The organism is Roseateles chitinivorans, assembly GCF_050632235.1.
In the GTDB taxonomy this organism is placed as follows: Bacteria; Pseudomonadota; Gammaproteobacteria; order Burkholderiales; family Burkholderiaceae_C; genus Roseateles; species Roseateles chitinivorans_A.
In genome coordinates this window covers 3,339,822-3,361,770 of record NZ_CP192584.1, presented here as the reverse complement: position 1 = coordinate 3,361,770, position 21,949 = coordinate 3,339,822, and the positions used below count along the sequence as shown (strand labels likewise).

The window sequence follows — 21,949 nt, the reverse complement described above, 5'->3', positions numbered from 1 at the left end:
CACCATGCTGCCGCCCCTCGAGATCCGCCACCATCCCGCCGACGAGCTGCTGCTGTCGCTCGCCAGCGGCGCGTTGCCGATCGGCCTGCGGCTGGTGACGGAGACCCACCTGGAGCTGTGCCCGGCCTGCCGCGAGCGCGTGGCGATGCTGCGCGCGCTGGGCGGCGTGATCCTGGAGGAACAACCCGAGGCGACGATGCGCGAGGACGCGCTCGCGCGCGCCTTCGACCGCATCGATCGGCTGGAGCGGGACGATCGCGGCGCCGGCACGGTGCCGCGCAAGGTCCCGGCCCCGCCGCCGCTGCCGGCCGGCGCGGTCTGGCCGAAGGCCCTGGAAGGCTGCAGCGCGACGCGCTGGCGCTGGCTCGGCCCCGGCATGCGCTGGAGCCGCGTGACCGTGCCGGACGCACCGGAGGCCAACGTCTTCCTGCTGCGCATCGGCGCCGGCAAGTACCTGCCGCAGCACACGCACCGCGGCACCGAGCTGACACAGATCATCTACGGGCGGTTCCATGACGGCCGGGCGCTGTTCGGGCCGGGGGACTTCGACCTCGCCGACGACGAGGTCCACCATCAACCGGTGGTGCAGGACGGCAGCGAGTGCATCTGCGTGGCGGCCGTCGAGGGCCGCCTGCACTTCGACGGGGTCATCGCCCGCTGGTTCGGGTCCCTCGTCGGCATGTGAGCGCGGTGAGCGCCGAGGCGACCGCGGCGGAGATGCCGCTGACGGTCGTGCCCCAGACCAGGTCGATGACCGTCACGTGCCAGGGCCAGTCGCGCAGCGTCGCCTGGTTGGTGAAGTCGTAGGTCGCGTAGGCGAGGAAGCCGAACATCGCGCCGCGGCCGAGCGCCCCGGCGAACGGGCGGCTCGCCAAGGCCGGCGCGATCGCGAAGAACACCAGCCCGCCGACATACAGCGGATAGAACACCGCCACGGCGCGCCAGTCGACGGTGGCCGCCATCAGATGCCCGATGGCCGGCTGGTACAGCGCGCTCGAGCTGAGGCTCAGCCAGACCGCGTCCATCGCCAGGAAGACGACGAGCGTGAGGACATAGGCGAGCGGCCAGCGCCAGGCCGGCGCTCGCGTGGGGATCGGGTCGTCGCGAAAGCTCATGGGGGTCTCCGGTTCAAGGCAGGCGGTAGGTCAGCACCCGGTCGCCCTTCACCTGCGCGTCGAGTCCGATCCAGCGCCCATCGGCACGATCTCGCCACAGCGTCAGCACCTGGCGCGCGGGAGAGGACTTGCCTGACGAGGTCGAGGTCGCTGTCGCCGTCGACGTGATGCGCCACCGCGACGCGTCGACATCGCGACCGCCCGCGGGGACGGTCGCATCGGACAGACGTTCGATGCGGACCTCATCCACCTCGCCGGTCTGGGGATTCAGCAGGCGCTGTTGCCGGATCAACGCGGGATGCCAGTACGCATAGCTCATGAGGCAGGTCGGCTCGCCGGACGCCGCGGACGTGGCGGATGCTGCGGGCGCGGCGGGTTCCAGCCGCCGGTCCACCTGGACAGGTTTCCCGTCGTCGTCGGTCCGGCTGCGGATCTCCTGCAGGCAATCGCCGCGCCAGCGCTCGCGCGCCTCGTGGCGATAGCGGAAGACGGTGATGCCGAGCAGCCTGACGTCGAAGGCGGCGATGCTCGTGACCTCGCGCGCCTCCGCGGGGCCCTCGACGGTGAAACGGTGCGTGCCGATCGGCTTGCCATCCAGGCGCACCTCGAAGTTCCAGGTCTCGGCGCGAGCCGATGCTGCAAGCCCGGCGGCCCCGACCGTCACGACGGCCGCGGCGGCCATGACACGAATGACGCGCATGAATGCGGCGACGGCCGCAACGCGGGCGGCCATCGGGGATGCGCGCGGCGACGAGGCCGCATTCATCGTGCGGCCTCGCGCTTCGGCGGCCACGGGATGAAGGCGCTCGTACGCGCGATGTAGTCGCGATACGCGGGCCGCCGCTCGCCGATGTCCTGTTCCAGCAGGGTGACGCCGGAGACCTTCAGCAGCAGGATCGTCATCAGCAGCGGTGAAACCAAGGCCCAGGCGCCGGTCCAGCCGCCAGCGGCCAGGCCCATCACGCCGAGCCCCCACCAGACGCAGGTTTCGCCGAAGTAGTTGGGATGGCGCGAGTAGCGCCACAACCCTCGGTCCATGACCTGTCCATGATTGGCCGGATCGCGGCGGAAGCGCGCGAGCTGCGCGTCGGCAACCGTCTCGACGAGCAGGCCGCCCGCCGCGAGCGCGGCGCCGAGGCCGTCCCACACGCCCCAAGGCGCCGTGCCCGGCGCGCTGGCCACGAGCATCGGCCAGCCGACGATCCATCCGAGCACCGCCTGCAGCAGGAACACGAGCCAGAGACTCTTGAGCGCGAAGTTCGGTTGGTTGCGCTCGCGGATGGCCTGATAACGGCGGTCCTCGCCGTGACCCCAGTTGCGGATCGTGACGTAGACGCCGAGCCGAACGGCCCAGGCGAGCGTGATCGCGAGCATGACGCCGGCGCGCGCGTCGCCGCCGGTCTTCCCCACATAGAACGCGACGGGAATCGCGATGAACGCCGACCAGACGCGATCGGCAAGACTCGCGTCGCGCAGCGGGAGGCTCGCGAGCCAGGTCGGCACCGCGATGACGACGGCGATCAGCAGGCCCGTCAGGCCCAGCGCGGGCGTGGCCGGCAGCGATTCGAGGAATGCCATGGCGGTGGCCTCAGCGCCGCGGCGCGAAAAGGTAGTGGCTGACCCACCACTGCTGGCCGTGGTCGTAGCCGAACAGCTCCTCGACGGACAGCAGGAAGAGCCGCCAGCGCTGCCACCACATCGGCGCGTCCTTGGCGCCGTAGACGGATTCGAAGACCGGCCACAGCGCGGCGCGCTGCGCGTCGAAACGCTCCAGCCAGGCGGCGGCGGTGCGCGCGTAGTGACGCCCGTCCCAGCGCCAGCGTTCCTGCAGCGCGAGGTCGTCCTGGCACAGCAGCGCGAGGTCGTCGCTGGGCATCATCCCGCCGGAGAAGAAGTACTGGCTCATCCAGTCGGTGGCGTCCCGCACCTCGAAGGCGTACGGCGCCTCGCGATGCGCGAAGACATGCATGAAGAAGCGGCCGTCGTCGCGCAGCCAGCCGGCGACCTTGCGGAACGCGCGCGGCCAGTTGCGCAGGTGCTCGAACATCTCGACGGACACGACGCGGTCGAAGCGGCGGTCGAGGCTGCCGTCCTCCCCGAACGCATTGAAGTCGCAGGTCATCACGCGCAGGTTGCGCAGTCCGCGCGCCTCGGCCCGGCCCTCGATGAAGGCGCGCTGCGAGGCCGAGTTCGACACGGCGAGGATCTCCGCGGCGGGGAAGCGCGCGGCCATCCACAGGCTCAGCGAGCCCCAGCCGCAACCGAGTTCCAGGATTCTCTGCCCGTCGGCGAGCCCGGCGCGCGCCACGGTGGCCTCGAGCGCCGCCTCCTCGGCGGCCTCGAGCGTGTCGACGCCCTCTGGCCACCAGCAGCAGCTGTACTTGCGCTGGGGACCGAGCATCGCCTCGAACAGCGCCGCGGGCAGCTCATAGTGCTGCTCGTTGGCCTTCTCGGTCTGCACGGCCAGCGGGGCCGCGCGCAGCGAGGCCAGGAAGGCCTGCGTCAGCGCGGCGGCCGTCTCGTGGTCGTGGTGGTGCGATTCGTCGAGGCGCTGCCGCAGCAGGCGGCGGATGCCCAGCCGCACGGCGGCCTCCGGCAGCAGGCCGCGCTCGGCGAGCCGGACGGCGATCGAGGAGAGGTCGAGATCCATGGGGCGCCCGGAAGCGGAGGACGCGCTCTATACGCAAGCGCTGGCGATCTGGATCTCCGGACGTCGATGCGATTTCACAAAGGCCCGCGCGGTCAGCAGGGGACGCCCCAGGGCTCGTTGCGGGCGACCATGGGCGCCTTGAGCAGCTGGATCGCGCCGACCGTCGCCGTGAAGTCGCGGTGATCACATTCGACCGAGGTGACAAGTTCGGTCAGCGTGAGCGTCACGGGAAAATCGAAACGACTCGATCGATCGGCCTGGAGCCGGTCGAACGCGGCGCGACCGATGAGCGGGACGAACACCGCTCGCCCGGTCTCGCCGATCCAGATCTTCTTCGGCGTGAGCGGGTAGTAGTCCTTCGCCGCCGGCAGCCGGGCCAGGGAACGCGCATCGGGCTCGAAGTGCGCCACGCCATCGATGTCGATCTCTTCCTCGCGCTGCGCCTCGCCGTCCGGGGCACGGTCGAACTCGACGACCAGCAGGCCAGTGAGCGTGATGCGCCCTTGCCAACGCGCAAGCGAGCCAGTGACATACGAATCGGACTTTTCCACCAGTCGCAGTGCCGGATCCCAGCGCGTGAAGGCAGCGCGAGGTGGCGTCGGCAGGTCTGCGGCGTCCGTCGTGCCGGCGGACATCAGGGCGCCGACGACAAAGGCGAGAAGCGGGAGACGATTCATGCGCTGGATCGTAACGAAGACCGACTACGGACATCGCGCCAATGAAAGGACGCTCCGCCTCGCCTTCAGGGTCTGGGTCTTCGACAAGCAGCCGTGACTTTCGGGTGAATTCATAAGCAGTTATAAATTCCACTCCGATCCAGCTTTCATCCATCACCGGGAACTACCAGACATGAAGCCGTTCGTCCTCATTGCCCTGCTGCTGGCGAGCCTGTCCGCATGGAGCCAACCGGCGCCCGACGCGCCACCCGGGGAGCCGCTCGCCCCCGTCGCGCGCGCTCAAGTGGCTCGTGAACTGGCCAGGCAACTACGCGATCGCTACGTCTTCCCGGAGCGCGTCAAGGACATCGAGCCCAAGTTGCAGGCCGCCGCGGCCGACGACGCCGATGCGCGGCAGCTCGCCGAGAAGCTGTCGGCCGTGCTCGCCGAGGCCACGCAGGACAAGCACCTTCGCGTGGACGCCATGCCGGAGATGCCCGGCGGCGCGAAGGCGGAGGCCGCAGACATGGCCGAGAGCTTCCGCTACACCAACTACGGCGTGACGCGCGTGGAGCGGCTGCGCGGCAACATCGGCTACCTGGACCTGCGCCAGTTCGCGCCGGCACGCGATGCCGGCCCGGTGCTCGCCGCGGCGATGGCTATGCTGGCCCGGACCGACGCGCTCATCATCGACCTGCGCCGCAACGGCGGCGGCGATCCCGAGACGGTGCAGCTCCTGGCCAGCTACTTCTTCGACAAGCCCACGCCGCTGGTCGACATCCACTGGCGCGCCGGCAACCGGATCGAAACGCACCGGACGACCGCCAAGGTGGCCGGCCCGCGCTACGGCCAGCGCCGCCCGGTGTACCTGCTGACCGAGCGCAGGACCTTCTCCGCCGCCGAGGACTTCGCCTGGGGCATGAAGCACCGCCATCGCGCCACGCTCATCGGCGAGACCACCGGCGGCGGCGCCCATCCGGGCGACTTCTTCCGGCTGAGCCCGGAACTCGGCGTCTTCATCCCGACGGGCCGGTCCGTGGATCCGGTCATCGGCGGCAACTGGGAAGGCACCGGCGTCTCGCCCGACCACGCCGTGCCCGCGGCCGAGACGTTGACGCTCGCGCAGCGGATGATCCTCCAGCAACTGCTGCTCACCGAGAAGCACCCCGAGAAGCGCGGCGGGCTGGAGCGGGCGCTGGCGGCGCTGGACGCACCGGCCAAGCCCTGACCGGTCGACGTCGGGACGAGCTTGGAAGCGCCGCGACACGAGGCGGTCACGGCCTTCCACTGTTTGGCGCCAGCAAACACTGCTTGTGCGAACTGGTTGTTTATCGCGACCCGCCGGATTCCTACAGTGACTGCATCCGCCATCACTTTGAAGGAACGCCTTTCATGACCACCCGCGACGTCGTCTTTCCGCCCAACCGCCACGCCCTGTACGAACTGCATCGCTACTCTCCGGCCATCCGGTCCAACGGCCTGCTGTTCGTGTCGGGCCAGGTCGGCAGCCGGGCCGACGGTTCTCCCGAACCGGAACTCGACGACCAGGTCCGCCTCGCATTCAAGAATCTCAATGCCATCCTGGCCGAGGCCGGTTGCACCTTCGCCGACGTCATCGACGTGACGGTGTTCATGGTGGACCCGCACACCCGTTTCGAGCGCGCCTGGGAAGTCGCCGCCGAGTTCTGGGGAGAGGCGCCCTACCCCACCGCCACCGCGATCGGCGTCACCTGGCTGGCGGGCTTCCAGTTCGAGATCAAGGTCATCGCCAAGCTGCCGGAATCCGCCTGAAGCTGAGGGACACTGGGGGCAACGACTGCCCCCGTGAGCCCCGACGATGAGCATCCCCGCACGACGCCTCGCCCGACCCGAAGACCTCGAAGCGGTCTTCGCGATCTACTCGCATCCCAAGGTCGATCCCTACCTGACCTACGAGCCGATGGACCTCGCATCCTTCGTGCCGATCTTCGACGAGCTCGTGCGCAGCGGCGCCTTCTGGACCTGGGAGGTGGACGGAGAGATCGCCGGCTTCTACCGGGCGACGCGTTATCCGGGCCGCGTCAGCCATGTGCTCCTGCTGGGCACGCTGGCCGTCGATCCGCGGCGCCATGGCCAGGGTGTTGGCCGGGCCATGATCGATGACGCCCTGCGCCACTTCCGCGAGGCCGGCATCCGCCGCGTCGAGCTCTACGCCGAAACCGACAACGCGCAGGCGCTGGCCTTCTACCAGCGGCTCGGCTTCGTCGTCGAAGGAACGCTCAGGGACTTCTACAAGCGCGCCGACCAGGCACACTATGTCGATGAGCATGTGCTGGGGTTGCTGCTGGTGTGATCCTCGGGTCACCCGTTGCCCGCCTCGAACGAGCGCCGCCAGTCATTCGCAATGACGAACCACCGATGACCCTCTCGTCTTCGATCAAGTACCTCGCTGAGCGCGGCATCGCCATCACGGAGATTTCCGCCAATCGATACGTCCTCCATGTCGAAGGCAAGCGCTCATCGATCCTCGAGGAAGGCCCCAACGGCCTTGTCTTCAGCTGCTGGGACTGCGCCCCCGGCCCGGGCCCGGACGACTTCCGCACCGCCTTCGGGGTGCTCGACGACGCGCTGCTGGCGGCCTGGTACTTCTACTTCGGACAAGCGGTCGGCGTCGACGGATGGTGCATTCCCCTGCATCAGCACCCGTACTGGTCGCTCAACAGGCTGGCCTATCGCATCGCCAATGCCATCCACCTCACCTCCGACCAGTTCGAGGTGATGGAGGAATCACGTCAGCGCGATCGGATGTCGCATGCAACAGCAGGCCTGCCGCCGTCGGACGGTAGATATGCCGCAGCGTTGCGCTCGCAATTCGTGGCGTGCCCGTCGGCGACGTCCTCTGACACGCTGATGTTGCGGCGGGATCTGGAAGAAGCCTACGTCGTCGAGAGCCGGGGACAGGCTGCCTGAAGGCGCTCATGCACGCGGAGCCGATCCACCGGCGTGCCGTCGACGACCCCGTCGGAGGCCGGCCTCTTCAGCGTCCTTTGCGCCGACGGGCCTCCTGCCCCTCGAAGCTGCAGGCGGCACCACTGTAGGCCGTGCATTCGTGGCCGACGACGGTCAGTTCTTGTCGAACCGGATCTCCATCCTGCATTGTTCCGCGCCGGCGACCGGCTCGTACGGCTTGAAGGACGACGGAAGATCCTGAAAGCGCGTGCGATTCGATCACGAATCGCGCGAGTGCTGCCAGGGCTTGTGGACGAACTCCAGGCTGTGGCCATCAGGGTCCAGCACATTGGCGGCGTAGTAGCGCGGATCGTAGTGCGGGCGCGTGTCTGGGACGCCGTTGTCAGTCGCGCCAGCCGCCATCGCCGCGACGTAGGCGGCATCGACGGCAGCGCGGCTGTCGGCAACGAAACCGACATGGATCGACTGGGCGTTCGCCGTGCCCTGGCGTAGCCAGAAGAACATCCGCCCGTGGGCGCCAAAGCCCTTCAAATCGGGATGGCCCGGCGGGCCCTGCCGTCCGTCGTAGTCGAGGCGGTCGACGATGCCCAGCGGTGCGAGGCTCGCGGTGTAGAAATGGATGGCGCGATCAATGTCGCTCACCGTCAGGAAGACATGGTCCAGCACAGGGCCTCCAGGAAAGAATCGGCCGGGGAACGGCGGGGACGTGGCGGTCGCACGTCAGACGACGTAGCCGCCAGAGACCTCGATGTCCTGCGCGTTGATCCATCCGCCGTCGTCGGTCAGCAGCGAGGCGATCACGCGTGCGACCTCTTCGGGCTCGCCCACCCGTCCCAGAGCCGTCTGGGCCGACAGCAGCGCCTCGAACTCGTCGTTCAGGCCGCCGCCCAGCTCGGTGCGGATCGCACCGGGCGACACCGAATTGGCGCGGATGCCCTGCTCGCCGAACTCCTTGGCCATGTAGCGCGTGAGCACCTGCAGTCCTCCCTTGAATGCCGCGTAAGGCGCCACGCCGGCCGTCGCGACGCGTGTCGTGGCGCTGGTCAGGTTGACGATGCTCGCGCCCCGGCGCAGCAGCGGAAGCAGCACTTGCGTCAGGAAGAACGGACCCTTGAGGTGCACGTTGAAGAGCCCGTCGAACTGCGCCTCCGTGACGCCCGCGATCGATTGGAACAAGCCGTAGCCGGCGTTGTTCACCAGACCCGCCAGGCGGGCCGTATTCCAGGTTGCTGCCAGCGCCTGCTCCACCTCGACGCGGAAGGCGGCAAAGGTGTCGACGGCGGCAACGTCCAACCGCAACGCGACCGCCTTGCCCCCGGTCCCCACGATCTCGCGCACCAGTGCATGCGCCGCATCGGGGCTGGCGTTGTACGTGAGGATCACGCCGAGTCCGCGGCGTGCCGCCTCCAGGGCGGTGCTCGCGCCGATGCCGCGGCTGCCGCCGGTGATGACGACGACGTTGTCGGTGTTGATGCCGGTGTTGCTCATTTCAGGCTCCTGAAGCGCTGTGGTTGGTGTGCCTGAACGATAGGGAAACGGCCAATCCGCGTCGCATCGGTTCCTGCCTCATTCCTGCCCAATCCTGCTTTCCGGCTTGCACCACGAGGGAGGAACGGGTTCCAATGCCGTCATGCGACAGCAACTCGACGAGCTTCGAACCCTGGCCGGCCGGGCGCAGAACCGCCCCACGGAGACAGGCATTCCGCGCGTCTTCATGGTCCAGGGCAGCATTCCCGAGCACGAGCTGGCCGCCGTCTACGATCCCATGGTCAATCTCATCCTGCGAGGAGGAAAGACCTTGGTGGTGGGCGACCAGGCGCTGGACTACGACCCGGCCACCTATTTCGTCATGTCCGTGGACCTGCCCGCGGCCGGCACCGTGAAGCCAGCCGCCGACGGCTCGCCGTATCTGGCGGTCGCCCTGACATTGAACGCTGGCGTGCTCACGGACCTTCTGTCGGACCTGCCCGATCCTGCCGCTTCCTCTGGCGAGGCGCGCGCGTTTTCGGTCGCCGCGGTGACGCCCGAACTGCTGGACGCCTGGGTGCGCATGCTGCGGCTGATGGACCACCCTGGCGACATTCCCGCGTTGGCGCCCGCCTTCGAACGCGAGATCCTGTACCGCGTGCTGCAGGGGCCCATGGGCTGGATGCTGCGTGACATCGCCACGCCGGACACGGCGCTGGCCAGGGTCAACCGGGTCATCCAGCGCATCCGCCGGGAGTTCGATCAACCCCTGGCGGTGGAGGATCTGGCCGGCGACGCCGCGATGAGCGTGTCGGCCTTCCACCGGCACTTCAAGGCCGTCACCGCGCTGAGTCCCCTGCAATACCAGAAGCAGTTGCGCCTGCTGCAGGCTCGCAAGCTGCTGGTCGCCACGGGCGGGAACGTCACGTCGGTCGCGCACGAGGTGGGCTACGAAAGCGCCACGCAGTTCAGCCGGGAGTACGGGCGCGCGTTCGGACTGCCGCCGGCCAAGGATGCTTTGCGGATCATGGCCAGCATCCAGTCGCGCGCATCCCCATCGGCTCAATCCCGGCAGTAGCCCTCCCCGGGATGCACCGTCAGGCAGGTCGCCTTGCCCGCCAGCCATTTCATGCCGGTGGCGTCGCCGTCGGTCGCCTTGATCGACTCCTGCTTGCCGTCCCGCACGAAGTGCACCTCCCCGTCCCTGGCGGTCCCCTGGAACCTCCGTTCCGCATCCAGATCCTTGATGCGGACTTCGTAGCTGCCGCCGCCGGCGGCCTCCAGCTGCAGGTAGGTGCCCTCCGGCCCGTTCCAGCGCCCCAGCCACGCGTGAACGGGGTCAGGTGTTGACGCGGCAGAAGACGCAGGGGTCGCGGATGTCGCGGCGGCCGGCGCAGACGGCGCGGGTGCCGATGGCGACGTCGCCGCACGGTCGCAGCCTGCGAGTGCCGCGGTGAGAACGAGGAGCGAAACGGCCGTCGATGGCAGGAGATTCATGGCACGGTGCACGCGCTCGGCGCGCCGGGTGTTGGGGATGACGATCCTGCCAGCAAGCCAGGTGCCCGATCGCGAGGTCCGCCTGACACGCCGATCCGTCGGCAGCCCTTACAGTCCCCGCTTCAACGCCGGGAAGCCCAGATGACGGATCGCCCCTTCGACGCTCTTCACGCCTCCCTCCGAGCGGAGGTCGACCAGCAGTTCCTGCCCAACGTGGCGACCGCCCTGCTACGCGGACGGACGGTCGTGGATCGCTTCTGCTATGGCGCTGCCGATCGCGAGGCCGGCATCGCGTTGCGCGAGGATCACCTCTTCCGGATGTTCTCCAGCACCAAGCTGATCACGGCCTGCGCCGTCCTGCTGCTGGTGGAACAGGGGCGGCTCGGCCTGGACGATCCCGTCGACGCCCATCTCCCCGAGCTCGCCAACCGTCGCGTCCTGCGCCCCGGCGCGCGCGACCTGTCGGACACCGAGCCCGCCCGAACCCCGATTACCGCGCGCCATCTGCTGACCCACACCTCGGGCCTCACCTACGGCGTCTTCGATCCCGGCTCACCGATGTTCGACGCCTACAACCAGGCCCGCGTCCTCGACCACCGCCGCGACCTGACAGGGATGATGACGGCGTTGGAGGACCTGCCGCTGATCTTCCATCCCGGAACGCAGTGGGAGTACTCCGTGTCCATGGACGTGCTGGGGCGCCTGGTGGAGGTGGTGAGCGGCGAGCGCTTCGGCGCGTTCCTGGCCCGGCACATCTTCGAGCCGCTCGGCATGGTGGACACGGACTTCTGGGTGCCGCCGTCGAAGCGGGACCGGCTGACCGTGCTCTACGAGGGCGCGGACTTCAACGACCCCGACAAGCCCGGCCTGCCGCGCGTCGACGACAAGCCTTATCCGGGCGCGTATGTCCAGCGCGCGCCGCTGGAGTCCGGCGGTGGCGGACTCGTGAGCACGCTCGACGATTCCATCCGCCTGATCCAGAGCCTGATTCCCGGCGGACCGACGCTGCTCAAGCCCGCCACGCTGGACATGATGTTCAGCAACCAGCTCGCGCCGGGGCTGCACGTGCGCTTCGACGACGCGCCCCCGACGCCGGGCCGGTTGTTCGGCCTGGGCTCCGCGGTGCGCGCGTTCGCCGATCGGGGCGAACCGCCCGAGGCGGCCGGGGAAGTCGGTTGGGGCGGCCTCGCGGGCACGATGTGGTGGATCAATCCGCGCCTGAACATCGCGGCCGTGCTGCTCACGCAGCGCTACTTCGGCTACGCCCATCCGTATGGATTGAGGTTCAAGCGGAAGGCGTATCAGGCGCTGGTAGGAACCTAGGACGGAGGCGCCGGCTCACCCGGCGATGACCGCCTTCGCGTAAGTCTCCCGCTGGATCTCGACGACCTCGACGGACACCTGGATGTGGAGTTCCGACGTGGGCGCAATGGTCGACACCAGCGCCTTCAAGGCGATCGCGCCCATCTCGCGCCGCGTGTCGTCACTGCGCCCGGTCAGCACTGACAGCGTGCCGGCCACGAACGCACGGCCGCGCGCTTCCACGCCGACGAGGAACTGCTCCGCCTGGAAGGCCCGGCTCTTGATGTCGATCTCCTCGAAGTGGCCCGACGCCGCGAGCGCGGCGTTCACCGCGGTGAGGCAGCGATCCACGTCGATGCCGCTGAGGTTGGCGCTGTGATGAAGGGTGAAGTGAGGCAAGGTGGGGCTCCAGGTTTTGCCCATGATAGGAGTCCGACAGTCGGAGACATAAACTTCGACCATTCGATCCCGGAGAAGACGATGGCGACGGCCAACCCTGACCATGTGTTGACACGTCAAGTAATGAACATGACCGCTTACCTCGGCGAAGTGCGCGGCAAACAGCTGAAGGGCGAGTTCCGCAAGCTGGTGAGACTCATGACCGAGGAAGATCAGCTGTGGGAATGGGAGTGGTTCGGAGGCCCGGATCGCCCCCGTTCCTACGCGATGGGGTGGTGCATCCTTCGGGACGGGAAGGAAATCATGTCGATCTGCCACTCGACCTCCTGAGTTCGAGCGCATCACATCCACTGGCGAACGCCGCCGCGCCCACCCCGTCGACCAGACGCCGATGAGCGATCATCGGGCTGTCCGCCAGATCACACGACCTGCTTCATGACCGACCTTTCCCTCCCCGCCGACCGCCCGCAGACCCTGGGCGAAGAGATCGCCAACGCCATCAGCCACGGGCTGGGCGCCCTGCTGTCCATCGCCGCGCTGCCCATCCTCGTGATCCGCGCGATGCACCATGGCGAGGTCGCGGACGTGGTCGCCGCGGCCATCTTCGCGTCCACCGGCATCCTGCTGTACGGCATCTCCACGCTGTACCACGCCCTGCCCGTCAAGCTGGCCAACGGCCGCGTCAAGGCCTGGCTGATGCGCCTGGACCACGCCGCCATCTACGTCTTCATCGCCGGCAGCTACACCCCTTCACGCTGGGCGTGCTGCACTCCGGACCCGGCGTGACGCTGCTGATCGCCGTCTGGGCCGCGGCCGCCTTCGGCGTGACGATCAAGCTGCTGAACCGGCTGCGCCATCCGCTGGTGTCGACGGCGCTCTACCTCGCCATGGGCTGGGTGGTGGTCTTCGCCATCGGGCCGCTGATCGACCGCACCCCCGGGCCGGGTCTTGCGCTGCTGGTCGCCGGCGGCCTGAGCTACACGCTGGGCGCGGTCGTCTTCCTGCTCGACAACAAGGTGCGCTACGCCCACTTCGTCTGGCACCTGTTCGTGCTGGGCGGCAGCGTCTGCCACTTCTTCGCGGCGCTGTTCTACGCCTACGCGTAAGACCCTCGCGCGGCGCGCGCGGCATGCGCGTCCTCACGGCGCCGCCGCCACCGCCACCTTCCCCGGGTGCGGCCGACCCGCCGCATCAATGTGCACCTCCTGGAGGTGCCAGTCCTTGACGCCGTCCGCGGTGACCGTCATCCACAGGATCGATCCGGTGTTGTTGTCCGCGTCCCTGAAGCCGTCGAAGACGAAGTTGCCCAGGCTGTAGATCACCGGCTTTCCATCGATGATCTCCGTGTCCTGACGGATATGCGGATGCGTGCCGACGACCGCATCCGCGCCGGCCCGGACCATCAGCCGCGCCAGCGCGCGTTGGCGGGCGTGCGAGGTCTCGCTGTGCTCCTCGCCCCAGTGCATGAAGGGGATGACGACGTCGGCCTGCGCCCTCGCCGCATCGATGTCGGCGACGATCTGCTCCTCGTCCGCCCAGGCGATACCGGGACTGTCGGGACCCGCTTCGAACTGCCTCGGGAACATCTCGTTGTAGCCCAGCAAGGCGATGCGCAGGCCCTGGCGCTCGAGGATGACCGGGCGATGCGCCGAGCGCAGATCGGTTCCGCCGCCGAAGTGCGGCAGACCGGCGCGCTCCAGCCGGGTCAGCATCTGTGCGAAGGCCGCCGGGCCGAAGTCGCCCGAATGGTTGTTGGCCAGCGAGACCGCGTCAACATGGCGCCGCAGCACGTCCAGCACGCGCGGGTGCGCCCGGAAGGTCCACGGCTTGTCGACCTGCCTGCCGCCGGTGGCGATCACGCATTCGAGGTTGGCGATGCGCAGGTCCGCGCCCTTCATCGCGCCCATGACGGCGGCGAAGGGATCGTGGCCGCGCGCGATCACGCGACCCGGGCCGTCCGCCAGCATGACGTCGCCCATCCACGCCACCCGCACCGCGGCTGTGCTCGGCGCGGGCCTCGCCACGAGCGAGAGCGGCTGGGACGGCAGCGCGCTGTCGCCGGTGGCGTCGGCGCGGTCCCAGCCCTCCGGCGTCGCGCCCTGTCGCACCAGGGCGCAGCCCCAGGCGAGTTCCCGCCCGAGGCCCGCCAGATAGGCCCGCTGCCAACCCGACACCGTGGGCTGCCACCGCCCCGCCTGATCGATGACTTCTTGCCCCGTCGTCGTCCATCGACTCTGCGACAGCACGAGGCCTCGCCCCTCGACGCTTCGACCCAGCACCGTGACGACGACACGGTCGATCGCGTCGCCCCCGACGCGCCCGTCAACGCGACGGCACGCAGCTCGAAACTCTCGCCCACGTGGACCGTCGACGCGGCCAGCGGATCAGCGCCCGCCGCCACGCGCAGCGTCGCGGTGGTGCCGCTGGTGCGCATGCTGCAAAGCAGTTCCATCGGCGCGGACGACACGTTCGATGCCGTCGACTGCGCGAATGCCGGGTGGCCGATGGCCAGACCGGCCAGCACGCCGAGACGGGCCGGCCAGCGGCGCCCGGCAGGCCGGCGGTGACGCGCCGGCCTCACGGCAGCGTCGCCCGGATCAACTGATGATCCGACATCAGCACCAGCTGCTTGATACCCACCGCGGTGAACGCCCAACTGCTGTCGCCGCCCAGGCGCGGATCGCTGCCGAAGGTGAGCCGGGTCCCCAGCGGCACCAGCACCGTCAGCGCGCCGGTGGCCGAATCCAGGCTCGCCAGGTCGCCGCCCTCGGAGATCACGTAGAGATTCCCCGCGGGGTCGACCGTGAGCCGCCGGACTTTCACGGGCAGCGAGCTGACCGTCCCGTCCGGCGCCACACGGCGGACCGTGGGCGTCTCGTTCCTGCCGCCGTCGAGCAGCCATAGCGAGCCGTCCGGCGCCAGGGACAGGTCCAACGGCATCGTGAACCGCGCCGTCGCCCGCGGGCCGTCGGTCGCGGCCTTCTGGCCCATCACCCCGGCATAGGTGGTGACGTTGCCGGCCGGGTCGATCCGGCGGATGGCGTAGTTCATCGAATCCGACGCGTACAGATCGCCATTGGCTGCGCGGGCAAGACCTGTCACGTTGGTGAAGCGCGCGGTGGCCCCGGCGCCATCCACCGCGCCCTGCCCGGAGGAATCGCCGAAGACCGAGGGCGTGCCCGCGATCGTCCGCACGGTATGGGTCGCGTCGACCGCGCGGATCGTGGACACGTCGGAGAAATAGATCACCCCGGCCGGATCCACCACCACCGCCTGGCTCGCGTTCAGCATGTCCGCCGCGCGGCCGGTGCCGTCGAAGCTGCCGACGCCGATGGCCCCGGCGATGGGCGAGACGGCGCCGCCCGGCGCGATGCGGCGCAGCGAGGCGACCGAGCCGATGACCAGGCTGCCGTCGGGCGCGCCCGCGACGGCGACCTCGCGGCTGAAGTGGCTGAGCCCGTCGGTGAGGGCATCCTCGGGGAACCAGGCGAACGGCAGCTGTGCGAGCACGCCGGTGCCCGCCGTCGTGCCGTTGAACCCCAACGGATGCGCGACGGCCAGCGTGGTGACCAGGCCGCTCGAGTCGATGCGGCGCACCGCTCCCTGGTAGAGGGTGGTTTCCGTGAGCAGCAGGCCGCCGTCCGGTGTCGGCACCAGTCCGCCACCGTTCATCGCCGTCTCGATGGTGGCCGCGCCTTTCGGACCATCCCGGGGCACGGTCGCGGCCACGGTTCCCGCCAGTGTCGTGACGACGGCGGTGCCGGTGTCGATCTTGCGCACCAGGCCGGCGCTGTCCCGGACGTAGAGCGTGGTTCCGGAGACCGCCATCTGCTCGGGCACCACGATGACCGCCGCCGTGCCGGTACCGTCCATGTTGGGAACGATGGCGCCGGTGCCGCTGCCCGCCAGCGTCTGGACCGCGCCGGCGGCGTTGCCGCTGCGCAGGATGCGGCGGACCCGTCCGTCCGAGCCGGAGACATAGACGACACCGTCGCCGCCGACCGCGAGGCCGGTGGGATAACTGAGCTTCGCCCCCAGGGCGGCACCGTCGACGTACCCGGACATCCCGGGCGTGCCGGCATAGGTCGTCACGACGCCGGCCGTGGTGACGCGGCGGACCACCTGGTTGCCGCGATCCGCGACGTAGAGGTCGCCATCCGGGCCGATGCCGATGGCGCTCGGGAAGTAGAACCGTGCCGCGCTGCCAGTGCCGTCGGCACTGCCCGACTGGCCCCGCGCGCCGGCGATCGTCGTCACCGTGCCGTCGGAGGCGATGCGCCGGATCACGTTGCTGGATCGCTCCGTCACGTAGAGAGTGCCCGAGGCGTCGACCGTGATGCCGTACGGGTCCGCGAACCCGGCGGCCGTGCCGATGCCATCGACCGACGCGCCGATCAGATCGCCGACCGATCCGGCGACCGGCGTGATGGACGACATGTCCGCGGACAGTCGCAGCACGGCATTGCCCGAGACGAAGGCGTAGCTTCCCGCGCTTTCCCGGACGATGCCCCGCGAGAACGCGATCGGCGCCTGGTGGCGCAGGCCCGTGACCACGATCGGCGCCAGCACGCTGGCCACGGGGTTGCTCACGGTCAGCGTGGCCGTCGCGCTGGTGGTCGCGCTCTCGCCGCCACAGTCCAGCGCGGCGCGGAACTTCGCGCCGTTGTCGGCGATGGCACTGGTGAACGCGTAGCTCGACGTCGTCGCCGAGGCGATCGCGACGAACGCACCGTCGGCGCCAGTGTTGCGCTGCCACTGGACGTTCAGCGTGCCGGCGCTGCAGGTCCCCGCGACCACGAAGCTCGCCTGCGCGCCCGCGATGACCGAACCATCCGCAGGCTGCTGGGTGATGGTCAGCACCGCCGGCGTGACGACCGGCGGCGTGACCGGGGGCGTCACGACCGGTCGGGTGACGACGGGCGGCGTCCCTCCGGGCGGTGCCGTCGGCGCCGCGACGTCGGGCGGCGCCGGATCGTCGCCTCCCCGCACGCGACCAGCAGGACGCAAAGGACGGCGACCGCGGCGGCATGCAGCCGCCGTTCCACCCAGAACCAGTCAACACTGAACATGGCAACTCCGCAATGACGAGATGAGGGCGCCGCGTCGTCACACCGACACACCAACACACCGTCACATCGATGCAGCGCCTGCTCCCTCACTGAACGAAGTCCCGGCGGTGAGCCGGACATGCGCGCGGCCTTGGGCGACCATGTCCTTGTCCCCTGCTTGAGGTTCCGGCGCGCTGTCCGTCCCCGGCCGCGCACCTCGTTCACCTGGGCAGGACGGCGTGATTTCTCCCGTCGTCCTCCAAGGGGAGCGCGATGGACGAGTTGTTCAAGGGCCTGCTGACGGCGGGCATGGTGCTGCTGGTGATGGCGGCGGCAAGGCGCGGCGGCCGCCGGGTGGCAGGTCTTGTCGCCGCGCTGCCGACGATCACCGCGCCGACGCTGGCCTGGCTGGCGCACGACGAAGGCATGGGCTTCGCGATCAGCGCCGCGATCGGCAGCGTCGCCGCCTGCGCGATGCTGGCGGTCTTCGCGCTGGGTTATGCGCGGGCCGCCCGCTACGGCGGCGGTGCGGTCGCGCTGGCCTGCGGCCTGGTCGGCGCGCTGGCGATGGCCCTCCCCGCCCAGGCGGCCAGCGCCGACCTGGCCAGCGCGCTGACGCTGGCGCTCGGCTGCTGCGCGATCACCTTCGCCGCCATGCCCCGGCTGGGCGCGGAGGTGGCGTCGGGTCACCGGCCGCGCTGCTCGATGTGGCTGGTCGCGGCGCTGGCCGGCGGTCTCACCGCGATAGCGACGCTGGTCGGTCCAGCCATGGGCGGCTTCGCCGCCGGGCTGCTGTCGTCGCTCCCGCTGATCACCGGGCCGGTCGCCATGGCGGAGCACGCCAACGGCGGGCATCGCGCCGCCGCGCACTTCCTGCGCGCCTATGTCGGCGGCCTCTTCGGCAAGGCGGCCTTCGGCACCGTGTTCGTGCTGCTAGCGCCCCGAACCGGGGCCATCCCCGCGCTGACCCTCGCCTGCGCCTGCGCGTGCCTGCTGTCCACCGTACGGTGGCGGCTGCCGTCCCTGGGCATCGCGCCGCTGACGATGCCTTCCCTCCCGCCCATTCCACCCATCCCGCCGATCGCCCGGATCAGGCCCATGACCCGCGCCCCGCGCCGGGCGGAGTGACACGAGATGACACAAGCCCGTCAGGACTTGGGGACGCCCGGCGGTCCGGGCCGGGAGGAGCGCGCGCTACCATCGCCGTCACCAACCTCGTTTTGGACGGAAGCACGGCATGGGGGAAGTGACGCAGTTGATCGGGCGGGCGCGCGAAGGCGACCGCGACGCCTTCGACAGGATCTTCGAGCTGCTCTATCCCGAGCTCCGGCAGGTGGCCCACCGGCGACTGTCGCGCGGCTCCGGCAACGACCTGATGGCGACCACGGCGCTGGTCAACGAGTGCTACCTCAAGTTCCTGCAGCGCGAGACGCTGACGCCCTCGGACCGGGGCCACTTCCTGGCCTACGCCGCGACGGTGATGCGATCGATCATCGTCGACGCGGCGCGCCACGCGAAGACGGACCGCCGCGGCGGCGAGGCCGAGCAGGTCACGCTGAACTCCGAACTGATCGGCGCCCTGCCCGCCGCCTCCGACGAGATCCTGGCCGTGCACGCGGCCCTGGAGGACCTCGGCCGCGTCGACGAGCGGCTGGGGCGCGTGGTCGAGATGCGCTACTTCGGCGGTCTCGAGGACGAGGAGATCGCCGAGGCGCTGGGCCTGTCCGCGCGCACCGTGCGCCGGGACTGGGACAAGGCGCGGCTGCTGCTCGCGCACGCGCTGCGCGACTGACGGCGCCACGGGTCGGATGACGGCATGACGACCCTCTCCCGATTCGAAGGCGACTGGCCCGCGATCAGCGCCCTGCTCGATGAGGCGCTCAACCTGTCGAAGGCCTCGCGCGACGCCTGGCTCGAAGGCCTGATCGGCGAGCACGCCGTGCATCGCGAAACGCTGCGCACCCTGCTCGCGCATCAGGCCGAGGTCGAGACGGACGACTTCCTCGACACGCTGCCCCGGCTCTTCGAAGCCGAGGGGCCCGCCGACAGCCCGGGACCGTTCGACGGCGTCGGCCCGGGCAGCCTCGTCGGCGCCTACCGGCTGATCGACCAGATCGGGCGCGGCGGCATGGGCACCGTGTGGCTCGCCGAACGGGCGGACGGCCTGATGCACCGGCGCGTCGCGCTGAAGCTGCCGCGCATCGTCTGGGGCGACAGCCTCGCCGAGCGATTGGAGCGGGAACGGGAGATCCTCGAAACGCTCGAACACGAGCACATCGCCCGCTTGTACGACGCCGGCATCGACGCACACGGCCGGCCGTTCCTCGCCATGGAGCATGTCGACGGCGTGCCGATCGATGCGCACTGCCGCACGCATGCATTGCCGGTGCGGGAGCGGGTCACGCTGCTGCTGCAGGTGATGGCGGCCGTGGGGCATGCGCACTCGCGGCTCGTCGTCCATCGCGACCTGAAGCCGAGCAACATCCTCGTGACGCCCGAAGGTCAGGTGAAGCTGCTGGACTTCGGCATCGCCAAGCTGCTCGAAGGCGACAGCACGCAGCGCACGGCGCTCACGGAGCTCTCGGGCCGCGCGTTGACGCTGGACTACGCCAGCCCCGAGCAGATCCGCGGCGACCCGCTCGGCACGGCCAGCGACGTCTACAGCCTGGGCGTGGTCGCCTTCGAGGTGCTGGCCGGGGTGCGCCCCTACCGCCTCAAGCGGGGCAGCGCGGCCGAGCTGGAAGAAGTGATCGCGGCGGCGGAGATTCCCCTGGCCAGCAGCATCGGCATTGCGGACGTCGGCGCGGGCGCGGCAGGCGCGGGGTCGGTCTCCGGCGCCGACCGCGCGCTGCGCCGGCAACTGCGCGGCGACCTGGACGCGATCCTGAACCAGGCGCTGAAGAAGTCTCCGACCGATCGTTATCCCACGATGGACGCCTTCGCACAGGACCTGCGCCGGTGGCTGGACGGCGAGCCGGTCCAGGCGCGGCCCGATGGCTGGGCGTATCGCATGGCCAAGCTCGTGCGACGCCACCGCTTGCCCGTGACGGCCGGCGCCATCGCGACACTGGCACTGATCGGTGGCGCCTCGATCGCGCTGTGGCAGGCGCATCAGGCCGGGCTGCAGACCCAGCGCGCCCAGGCCGAGGCGGCCACCGCGCGCGCCGTGCAGGACTTCCTCGAAGGCGTGTTCCGCGCGAACTCCGCCGACCAGGCCAACCCGGCCAAGGCGCGCGACACGACGGCGCGCGAGCTGCTGGACCGCGGCGCGGAGCGCATCAACGCCGAACTCAAGGACGCGCCCGCCGCGAGGTTGCGGCTGCTGACGGTGCTGGCCTCGATGTACCAGGACCTGGGGTTGAACGCGCGCGAGGTCGACCTGCAACGCCAGCGCCTGAGCGTGGCGCGCGAACTGCATGGGCCCGCCAGCGACGAGACGGTGCTGGCGTTGGCGGCGTTGGCCAATGCGTTGGCCCTCGACAGCAAGCGCGACGAAGCTGCGGCGCAGTTGAAGGAAGCCACGGCCCTGCTGGACGCGCGACAGGACAACAGCTCGCCGACGCGGCTGCAGGTGGAGATCGGCCAGGCGTCGCTGAACCGACGCGCGGAACCGGAACTGGCGATGGCCTTCGCCGAGCGTGCATTGACGATCGCGCGCCGCGGCAACTCCAACGCCGATTTGCTGCTGGTGCTGCACATCCTCGGCGATGCGGCCTTGTACGACCGGTCGTTCGAGCGCGCGCAGGCCGCCTACATGGAAGCCGTCCAGCTCTGCGAGGCGCATCCGCCGCTGGGTGCCGGCGAGCTGTCGTTGCTCTACGAATTCCTCGGCCACTCCCAGCGCGCGCTGGGCCGATACGCCGATGCCGAGACCAGCATGCGCAAGGGCATGGAGGCGGAGGTCGCGCGCAACGCCAACGCGGTGCGCGTGGCGGAGACGCAGACGCACCTCGCGATCTTCCTCAACCTGGGCGGGCGCTTCCGCGACAGCCTGACGGCGCTGGCGCCGGCATGGCGCTGGAGCGAGACTGCGGCGGCCGATCTTCCGCAGCGCCGCTGGGTCCGCATGTGGCAGGCGCGCGCGCTGGCGACCTACGGTCAGACGCAAGCCGCGCTGGCCGTCAGCAGCGACGACGTGGCGTTGCTGGGCAAGCCCCATCCGGTGGACGGCATGGACGAGCAGGTCCTGACGGACCGCGCAGTGGCGCTGACGAGCCTCGGTCGATTGGCCGAAGCGCAAGTCCTGCTGGAGCGCCAGCGACAGGCCACCCCCGCCGGCAAGCCGCCGGGCAGGCTCTACAGCCTGGCCCTGCGACGCTGGCAGGTACAAAGCGGCCAGGCGCGCGAGGCGCTGGCGGGCCTGCAGGCGCAGCGCGCCGCGAGGAAGGCCCCCCGCCCCCGCCGCGAGCGAGCCTGTGACGGAACAGGCCGAGTCCGCCTGGCTCGAACTGAACGCAGGGCATCTCGACGTGGCAGAAGCGCAGGCGCGGCAGGCGCTCGCCGCCATCGAGCGCGGCGGGAATGCCGACTACCAACGGGATAACCAGGCCGCCGCCACGCTGGTGCTAGGTCAGGCCTTGCTTCGACAGCACCAGGCGGCCGCGGCGGAGCCGGTGCTGCAGGAGGCCGTGCGCCTGCACCGGCTGATCTACGACCCCGCGCTGAGCCCCGCGGTGGCGGATGCGCTCGATGCGTTGGCCCAGGCCCAACGCGCGCTGCACAAGGATGCCGAGGCCGGGCGGCTGCTCGACCAGGTTCGCGCGCTCCGCGCTGCCCAGAGAAAGCCGGTGCAGCCTCCTTGATGTCGAGCGGCGATGTCCGCTTCGGAATCGGGATCTCGTAATCAGGGATAGGCGGGTGGCGTCA

24 protein-coding genes and 1 pseudogene are annotated in these 21,949 nt (G+C 69.9%); 14 read left to right on the top strand and 11 right to left on the bottom strand.

All coding sequences use genetic code 11. From position 1 onward, the window contains the following. Positions 1-4: 4 nt before the first annotated feature. Positions 5-685 carry a ChrR family anti-sigma-E factor gene (locus ACQ859_RS15385; RefSeq protein ID WP_431261681.1) on the top strand — a complete coding sequence of 227 codons (681 nt, stop codon included), beginning with the start codon at positions 5-7 and terminating at the stop codon, positions 683-685. On the opposite strand, the gene ACQ859_RS15380 is transcribed toward ACQ859_RS15385, so the two are convergent. The 5 genes from ACQ859_RS15380 to ACQ859_RS15360 form a co-directional block, all read right to left on the bottom strand. Beyond that, positions 648-1,115 carry a DUF2177 family protein gene (locus ACQ859_RS15380; RefSeq protein WP_431261680.1) on the bottom strand — a complete coding sequence of 156 codons (468 nt, stop codon included), beginning with the start codon at positions 1,113-1,115 and terminating at the stop codon, positions 648-650. The two genes, ACQ859_RS15385 and ACQ859_RS15380, sit on opposite strands and share 38 nt — an antisense overlap. A 13-nt stretch (positions 1,116-1,128) precedes the next feature. Then, positions 1,129-1,848: a DUF6134 family protein gene (locus ACQ859_RS15375; protein ID WP_431261679.1), complete on the bottom strand. Its 720-nt coding sequence runs from the start codon at positions 1,846-1,848 to the stop codon at positions 1,129-1,131. 29 nt (positions 1,849-1,877) lie between these two features. Next, positions 1,878-2,693, bottom strand: a complete 816-nt coding sequence (locus ACQ859_RS15370) for a DUF1295 domain-containing protein (RefSeq protein WP_431261678.1) — start codon at positions 2,691-2,693, stop codon at positions 1,878-1,880. Positions 2,694-2,703: 10 nt separating this feature from the next. Then, positions 2,704-3,765, bottom strand: coding sequence for a class I SAM-dependent methyltransferase (locus tag ACQ859_RS15365; RefSeq protein WP_431261677.1), 1,062 nt, complete (start codon positions 3,763-3,765; stop codon positions 2,704-2,706). A 92-nt stretch (positions 3,766-3,857) separates the two neighbouring features. Next, complete coding sequence (locus tag ACQ859_RS15360; protein WP_431261676.1) at positions 3,858-4,442, bottom strand: hypothetical protein; 585 nt, start codon at positions 4,440-4,442, stop codon at positions 3,858-3,860. A gap of 172 nt (positions 4,443-4,614) precedes the next feature. On the opposite strand from ACQ859_RS15360, the gene ACQ859_RS15355 reads away from it, so the two are divergent. From ACQ859_RS15355 to ACQ859_RS15340, 4 genes are all read left to right on the top strand, one after another. Next, positions 4,615-5,649: a S41 family peptidase gene (locus ACQ859_RS15355; protein ID WP_431261675.1), complete on the top strand. Its 1,035-nt coding sequence runs from the start codon at positions 4,615-4,617 to the stop codon at positions 5,647-5,649. A gap of 164 nt (positions 5,650-5,813) precedes the next feature. After that, on the top strand, positions 5,814-6,212 hold the full coding sequence (locus ACQ859_RS15350; RefSeq protein ID WP_431261674.1) for a RidA family protein: 399 nt from the start codon (positions 5,814-5,816) through the stop codon (positions 6,210-6,212). A gap of 46 nt (positions 6,213-6,258) precedes the next feature. After that, positions 6,259-6,753 (top strand): GNAT family N-acetyltransferase, encoded by a 495-nt coding sequence (locus tag ACQ859_RS15345; protein ID WP_431261673.1) that lies wholly within the window; start codon positions 6,259-6,261, stop codon positions 6,751-6,753. Then, positions 6,750-7,370, top strand: coding sequence for a hypothetical protein (locus ACQ859_RS15340; protein ID WP_431261672.1), 621 nt, complete (start codon positions 6,750-6,752; stop codon positions 7,368-7,370). Before ACQ859_RS15345 ends, ACQ859_RS15340 begins: the two co-directional genes overlap by 4 nt. Before the next feature lie 258 nt (positions 7,371-7,628). On the opposite strand, the gene ACQ859_RS15335 is transcribed toward ACQ859_RS15340, so the two are convergent. Together ACQ859_RS15335 and ACQ859_RS15330 are read right to left on the bottom strand one after the other, a co-directional pair. Further along, complete coding sequence (locus ACQ859_RS15335) at positions 7,629-8,036, bottom strand: VOC family protein (RefSeq protein WP_431261671.1); 408 nt, start codon at positions 8,034-8,036, stop codon at positions 7,629-7,631. A 54-nt stretch (positions 8,037-8,090) separates the two neighbouring features. Continuing rightward, on the bottom strand, positions 8,091-8,858 hold the full coding sequence (locus ACQ859_RS15330; protein ID WP_431261670.1) for an SDR family NAD(P)-dependent oxidoreductase: 768 nt from the start codon (positions 8,856-8,858) through the stop codon (positions 8,091-8,093). Positions 8,859-8,964: 106 nt separating this feature from the next. Here ACQ859_RS15330 and ACQ859_RS15325 point away from each other — a divergent pair, with 106 nt between their 5' ends. Beyond that, positions 8,965-9,915 (top strand): AraC family transcriptional regulator, encoded by a 951-nt coding sequence (locus ACQ859_RS15325; protein WP_431261669.1) that lies wholly within the window; start codon positions 8,965-8,967, stop codon positions 9,913-9,915. On the opposite strand, the gene ACQ859_RS15320 is transcribed toward ACQ859_RS15325, so the two are convergent. Continuing rightward, positions 9,900-10,334 (bottom strand): hypothetical protein, encoded by a 435-nt coding sequence (locus tag ACQ859_RS15320; protein WP_431261668.1) that lies wholly within the window; start codon positions 10,332-10,334, stop codon positions 9,900-9,902. The two genes, ACQ859_RS15325 and ACQ859_RS15320, sit on opposite strands and share 16 nt — an antisense overlap. Before the next feature lie 141 nt (positions 10,335-10,475). Between ACQ859_RS15320 and ACQ859_RS15315 the strand changes: the two genes are divergently transcribed. Next, a complete protein-coding gene (locus ACQ859_RS15315; protein ID WP_431261667.1) occupies positions 10,476-11,657 on the top strand; it encodes a serine hydrolase domain-containing protein in 1,182 nt (393 codons plus the stop codon). A 15-nt stretch (positions 11,658-11,672) separates the two neighbouring features. On the opposite strand, the gene ACQ859_RS15310 is transcribed toward ACQ859_RS15315, so the two are convergent. Further along, a complete protein-coding gene (locus tag ACQ859_RS15310) occupies positions 11,673-12,035 on the bottom strand; it encodes a 5-carboxymethyl-2-hydroxymuconate Delta-isomerase (RefSeq protein ID WP_431261666.1) in 363 nt (120 codons plus the stop codon). Positions 12,036-12,116: 81 nt separating this feature from the next. Here ACQ859_RS15310 and ACQ859_RS15305 point away from each other — a divergent pair, with 81 nt between their 5' ends. Both ACQ859_RS15305 and trhA read left to right on the top strand, forming a co-directional pair. Then, positions 12,117-12,365: a hypothetical protein gene (locus tag ACQ859_RS15305; protein WP_431261665.1), complete on the top strand. Its 249-nt coding sequence runs from the start codon at positions 12,117-12,119 to the stop codon at positions 12,363-12,365. A gap of 105 nt (positions 12,366-12,470) precedes the next feature. Continuing rightward, positions 12,471-13,141: pseudogene (gene trhA, locus ACQ859_RS15300) on the top strand (PAQR family membrane homeostasis protein TrhA). Positions 13,142-13,174: 33 nt separating this feature from the next. Here trhA and ACQ859_RS15295 read toward each other — a convergent pair. Further along, positions 13,175-14,209: a CapA family protein gene (locus ACQ859_RS15295; protein WP_431261664.1), complete on the bottom strand. Its 1,035-nt coding sequence runs from the start codon at positions 14,207-14,209 to the stop codon at positions 13,175-13,177. Positions 14,210-14,245: 36 nt separating this feature from the next. Here ACQ859_RS15295 and ACQ859_RS15290 point away from each other — a divergent pair, with 36 nt between their 5' ends. Continuing rightward, positions 14,246-14,602 carry a hypothetical protein gene (locus ACQ859_RS15290; RefSeq protein ID WP_431261663.1) on the top strand — a complete coding sequence of 119 codons (357 nt, stop codon included), beginning with the start codon at positions 14,246-14,248 and terminating at the stop codon, positions 14,600-14,602. A 10-nt stretch (positions 14,603-14,612) separates the two neighbouring features. Here ACQ859_RS15290 and ACQ859_RS15285 read toward each other — a convergent pair whose 3' ends face one another. Next, positions 14,613-16,934 (bottom strand): hypothetical protein, encoded by a 2,322-nt coding sequence (locus tag ACQ859_RS15285; RefSeq protein WP_431261662.1) that lies wholly within the window; start codon positions 16,932-16,934, stop codon positions 14,613-14,615. Positions 16,935-17,356: 422 nt separating this feature from the next. Here ACQ859_RS15285 and ACQ859_RS15280 point away from each other — a divergent pair, with 422 nt between their 5' ends. From ACQ859_RS15280 to ACQ859_RS15265, 4 genes are all read left to right on the top strand, one after another. Further along, on the top strand, positions 17,357-18,211 hold the full coding sequence (locus tag ACQ859_RS15280; RefSeq protein ID WP_431261661.1) for a hypothetical protein: 855 nt from the start codon (positions 17,357-17,359) through the stop codon (positions 18,209-18,211). A 109-nt stretch (positions 18,212-18,320) separates the two neighbouring features. Continuing rightward, positions 18,321-18,875 (top strand): ECF-type sigma factor, encoded by a 555-nt coding sequence (locus ACQ859_RS15275; RefSeq protein WP_431261660.1) that lies wholly within the window; start codon positions 18,321-18,323, stop codon positions 18,873-18,875. Between the two features lie 24 nt (positions 18,876-18,899). Continuing rightward, positions 18,900-21,626, top strand: a complete 2,727-nt coding sequence (locus ACQ859_RS15270) for a serine/threonine-protein kinase (protein ID WP_431261659.1) — start codon at positions 18,900-18,902, stop codon at positions 21,624-21,626. Then, positions 21,553-21,885 carry a hypothetical protein gene (locus ACQ859_RS15265; protein ID WP_431261658.1) on the top strand — a complete coding sequence of 111 codons (333 nt, stop codon included), beginning with the start codon at positions 21,553-21,555 and terminating at the stop codon, positions 21,883-21,885. Before ACQ859_RS15270 ends, ACQ859_RS15265 begins: the two co-directional genes overlap by 74 nt. The last annotated feature ends 64 nt before the right edge of the window (positions 21,886-21,949 follow it).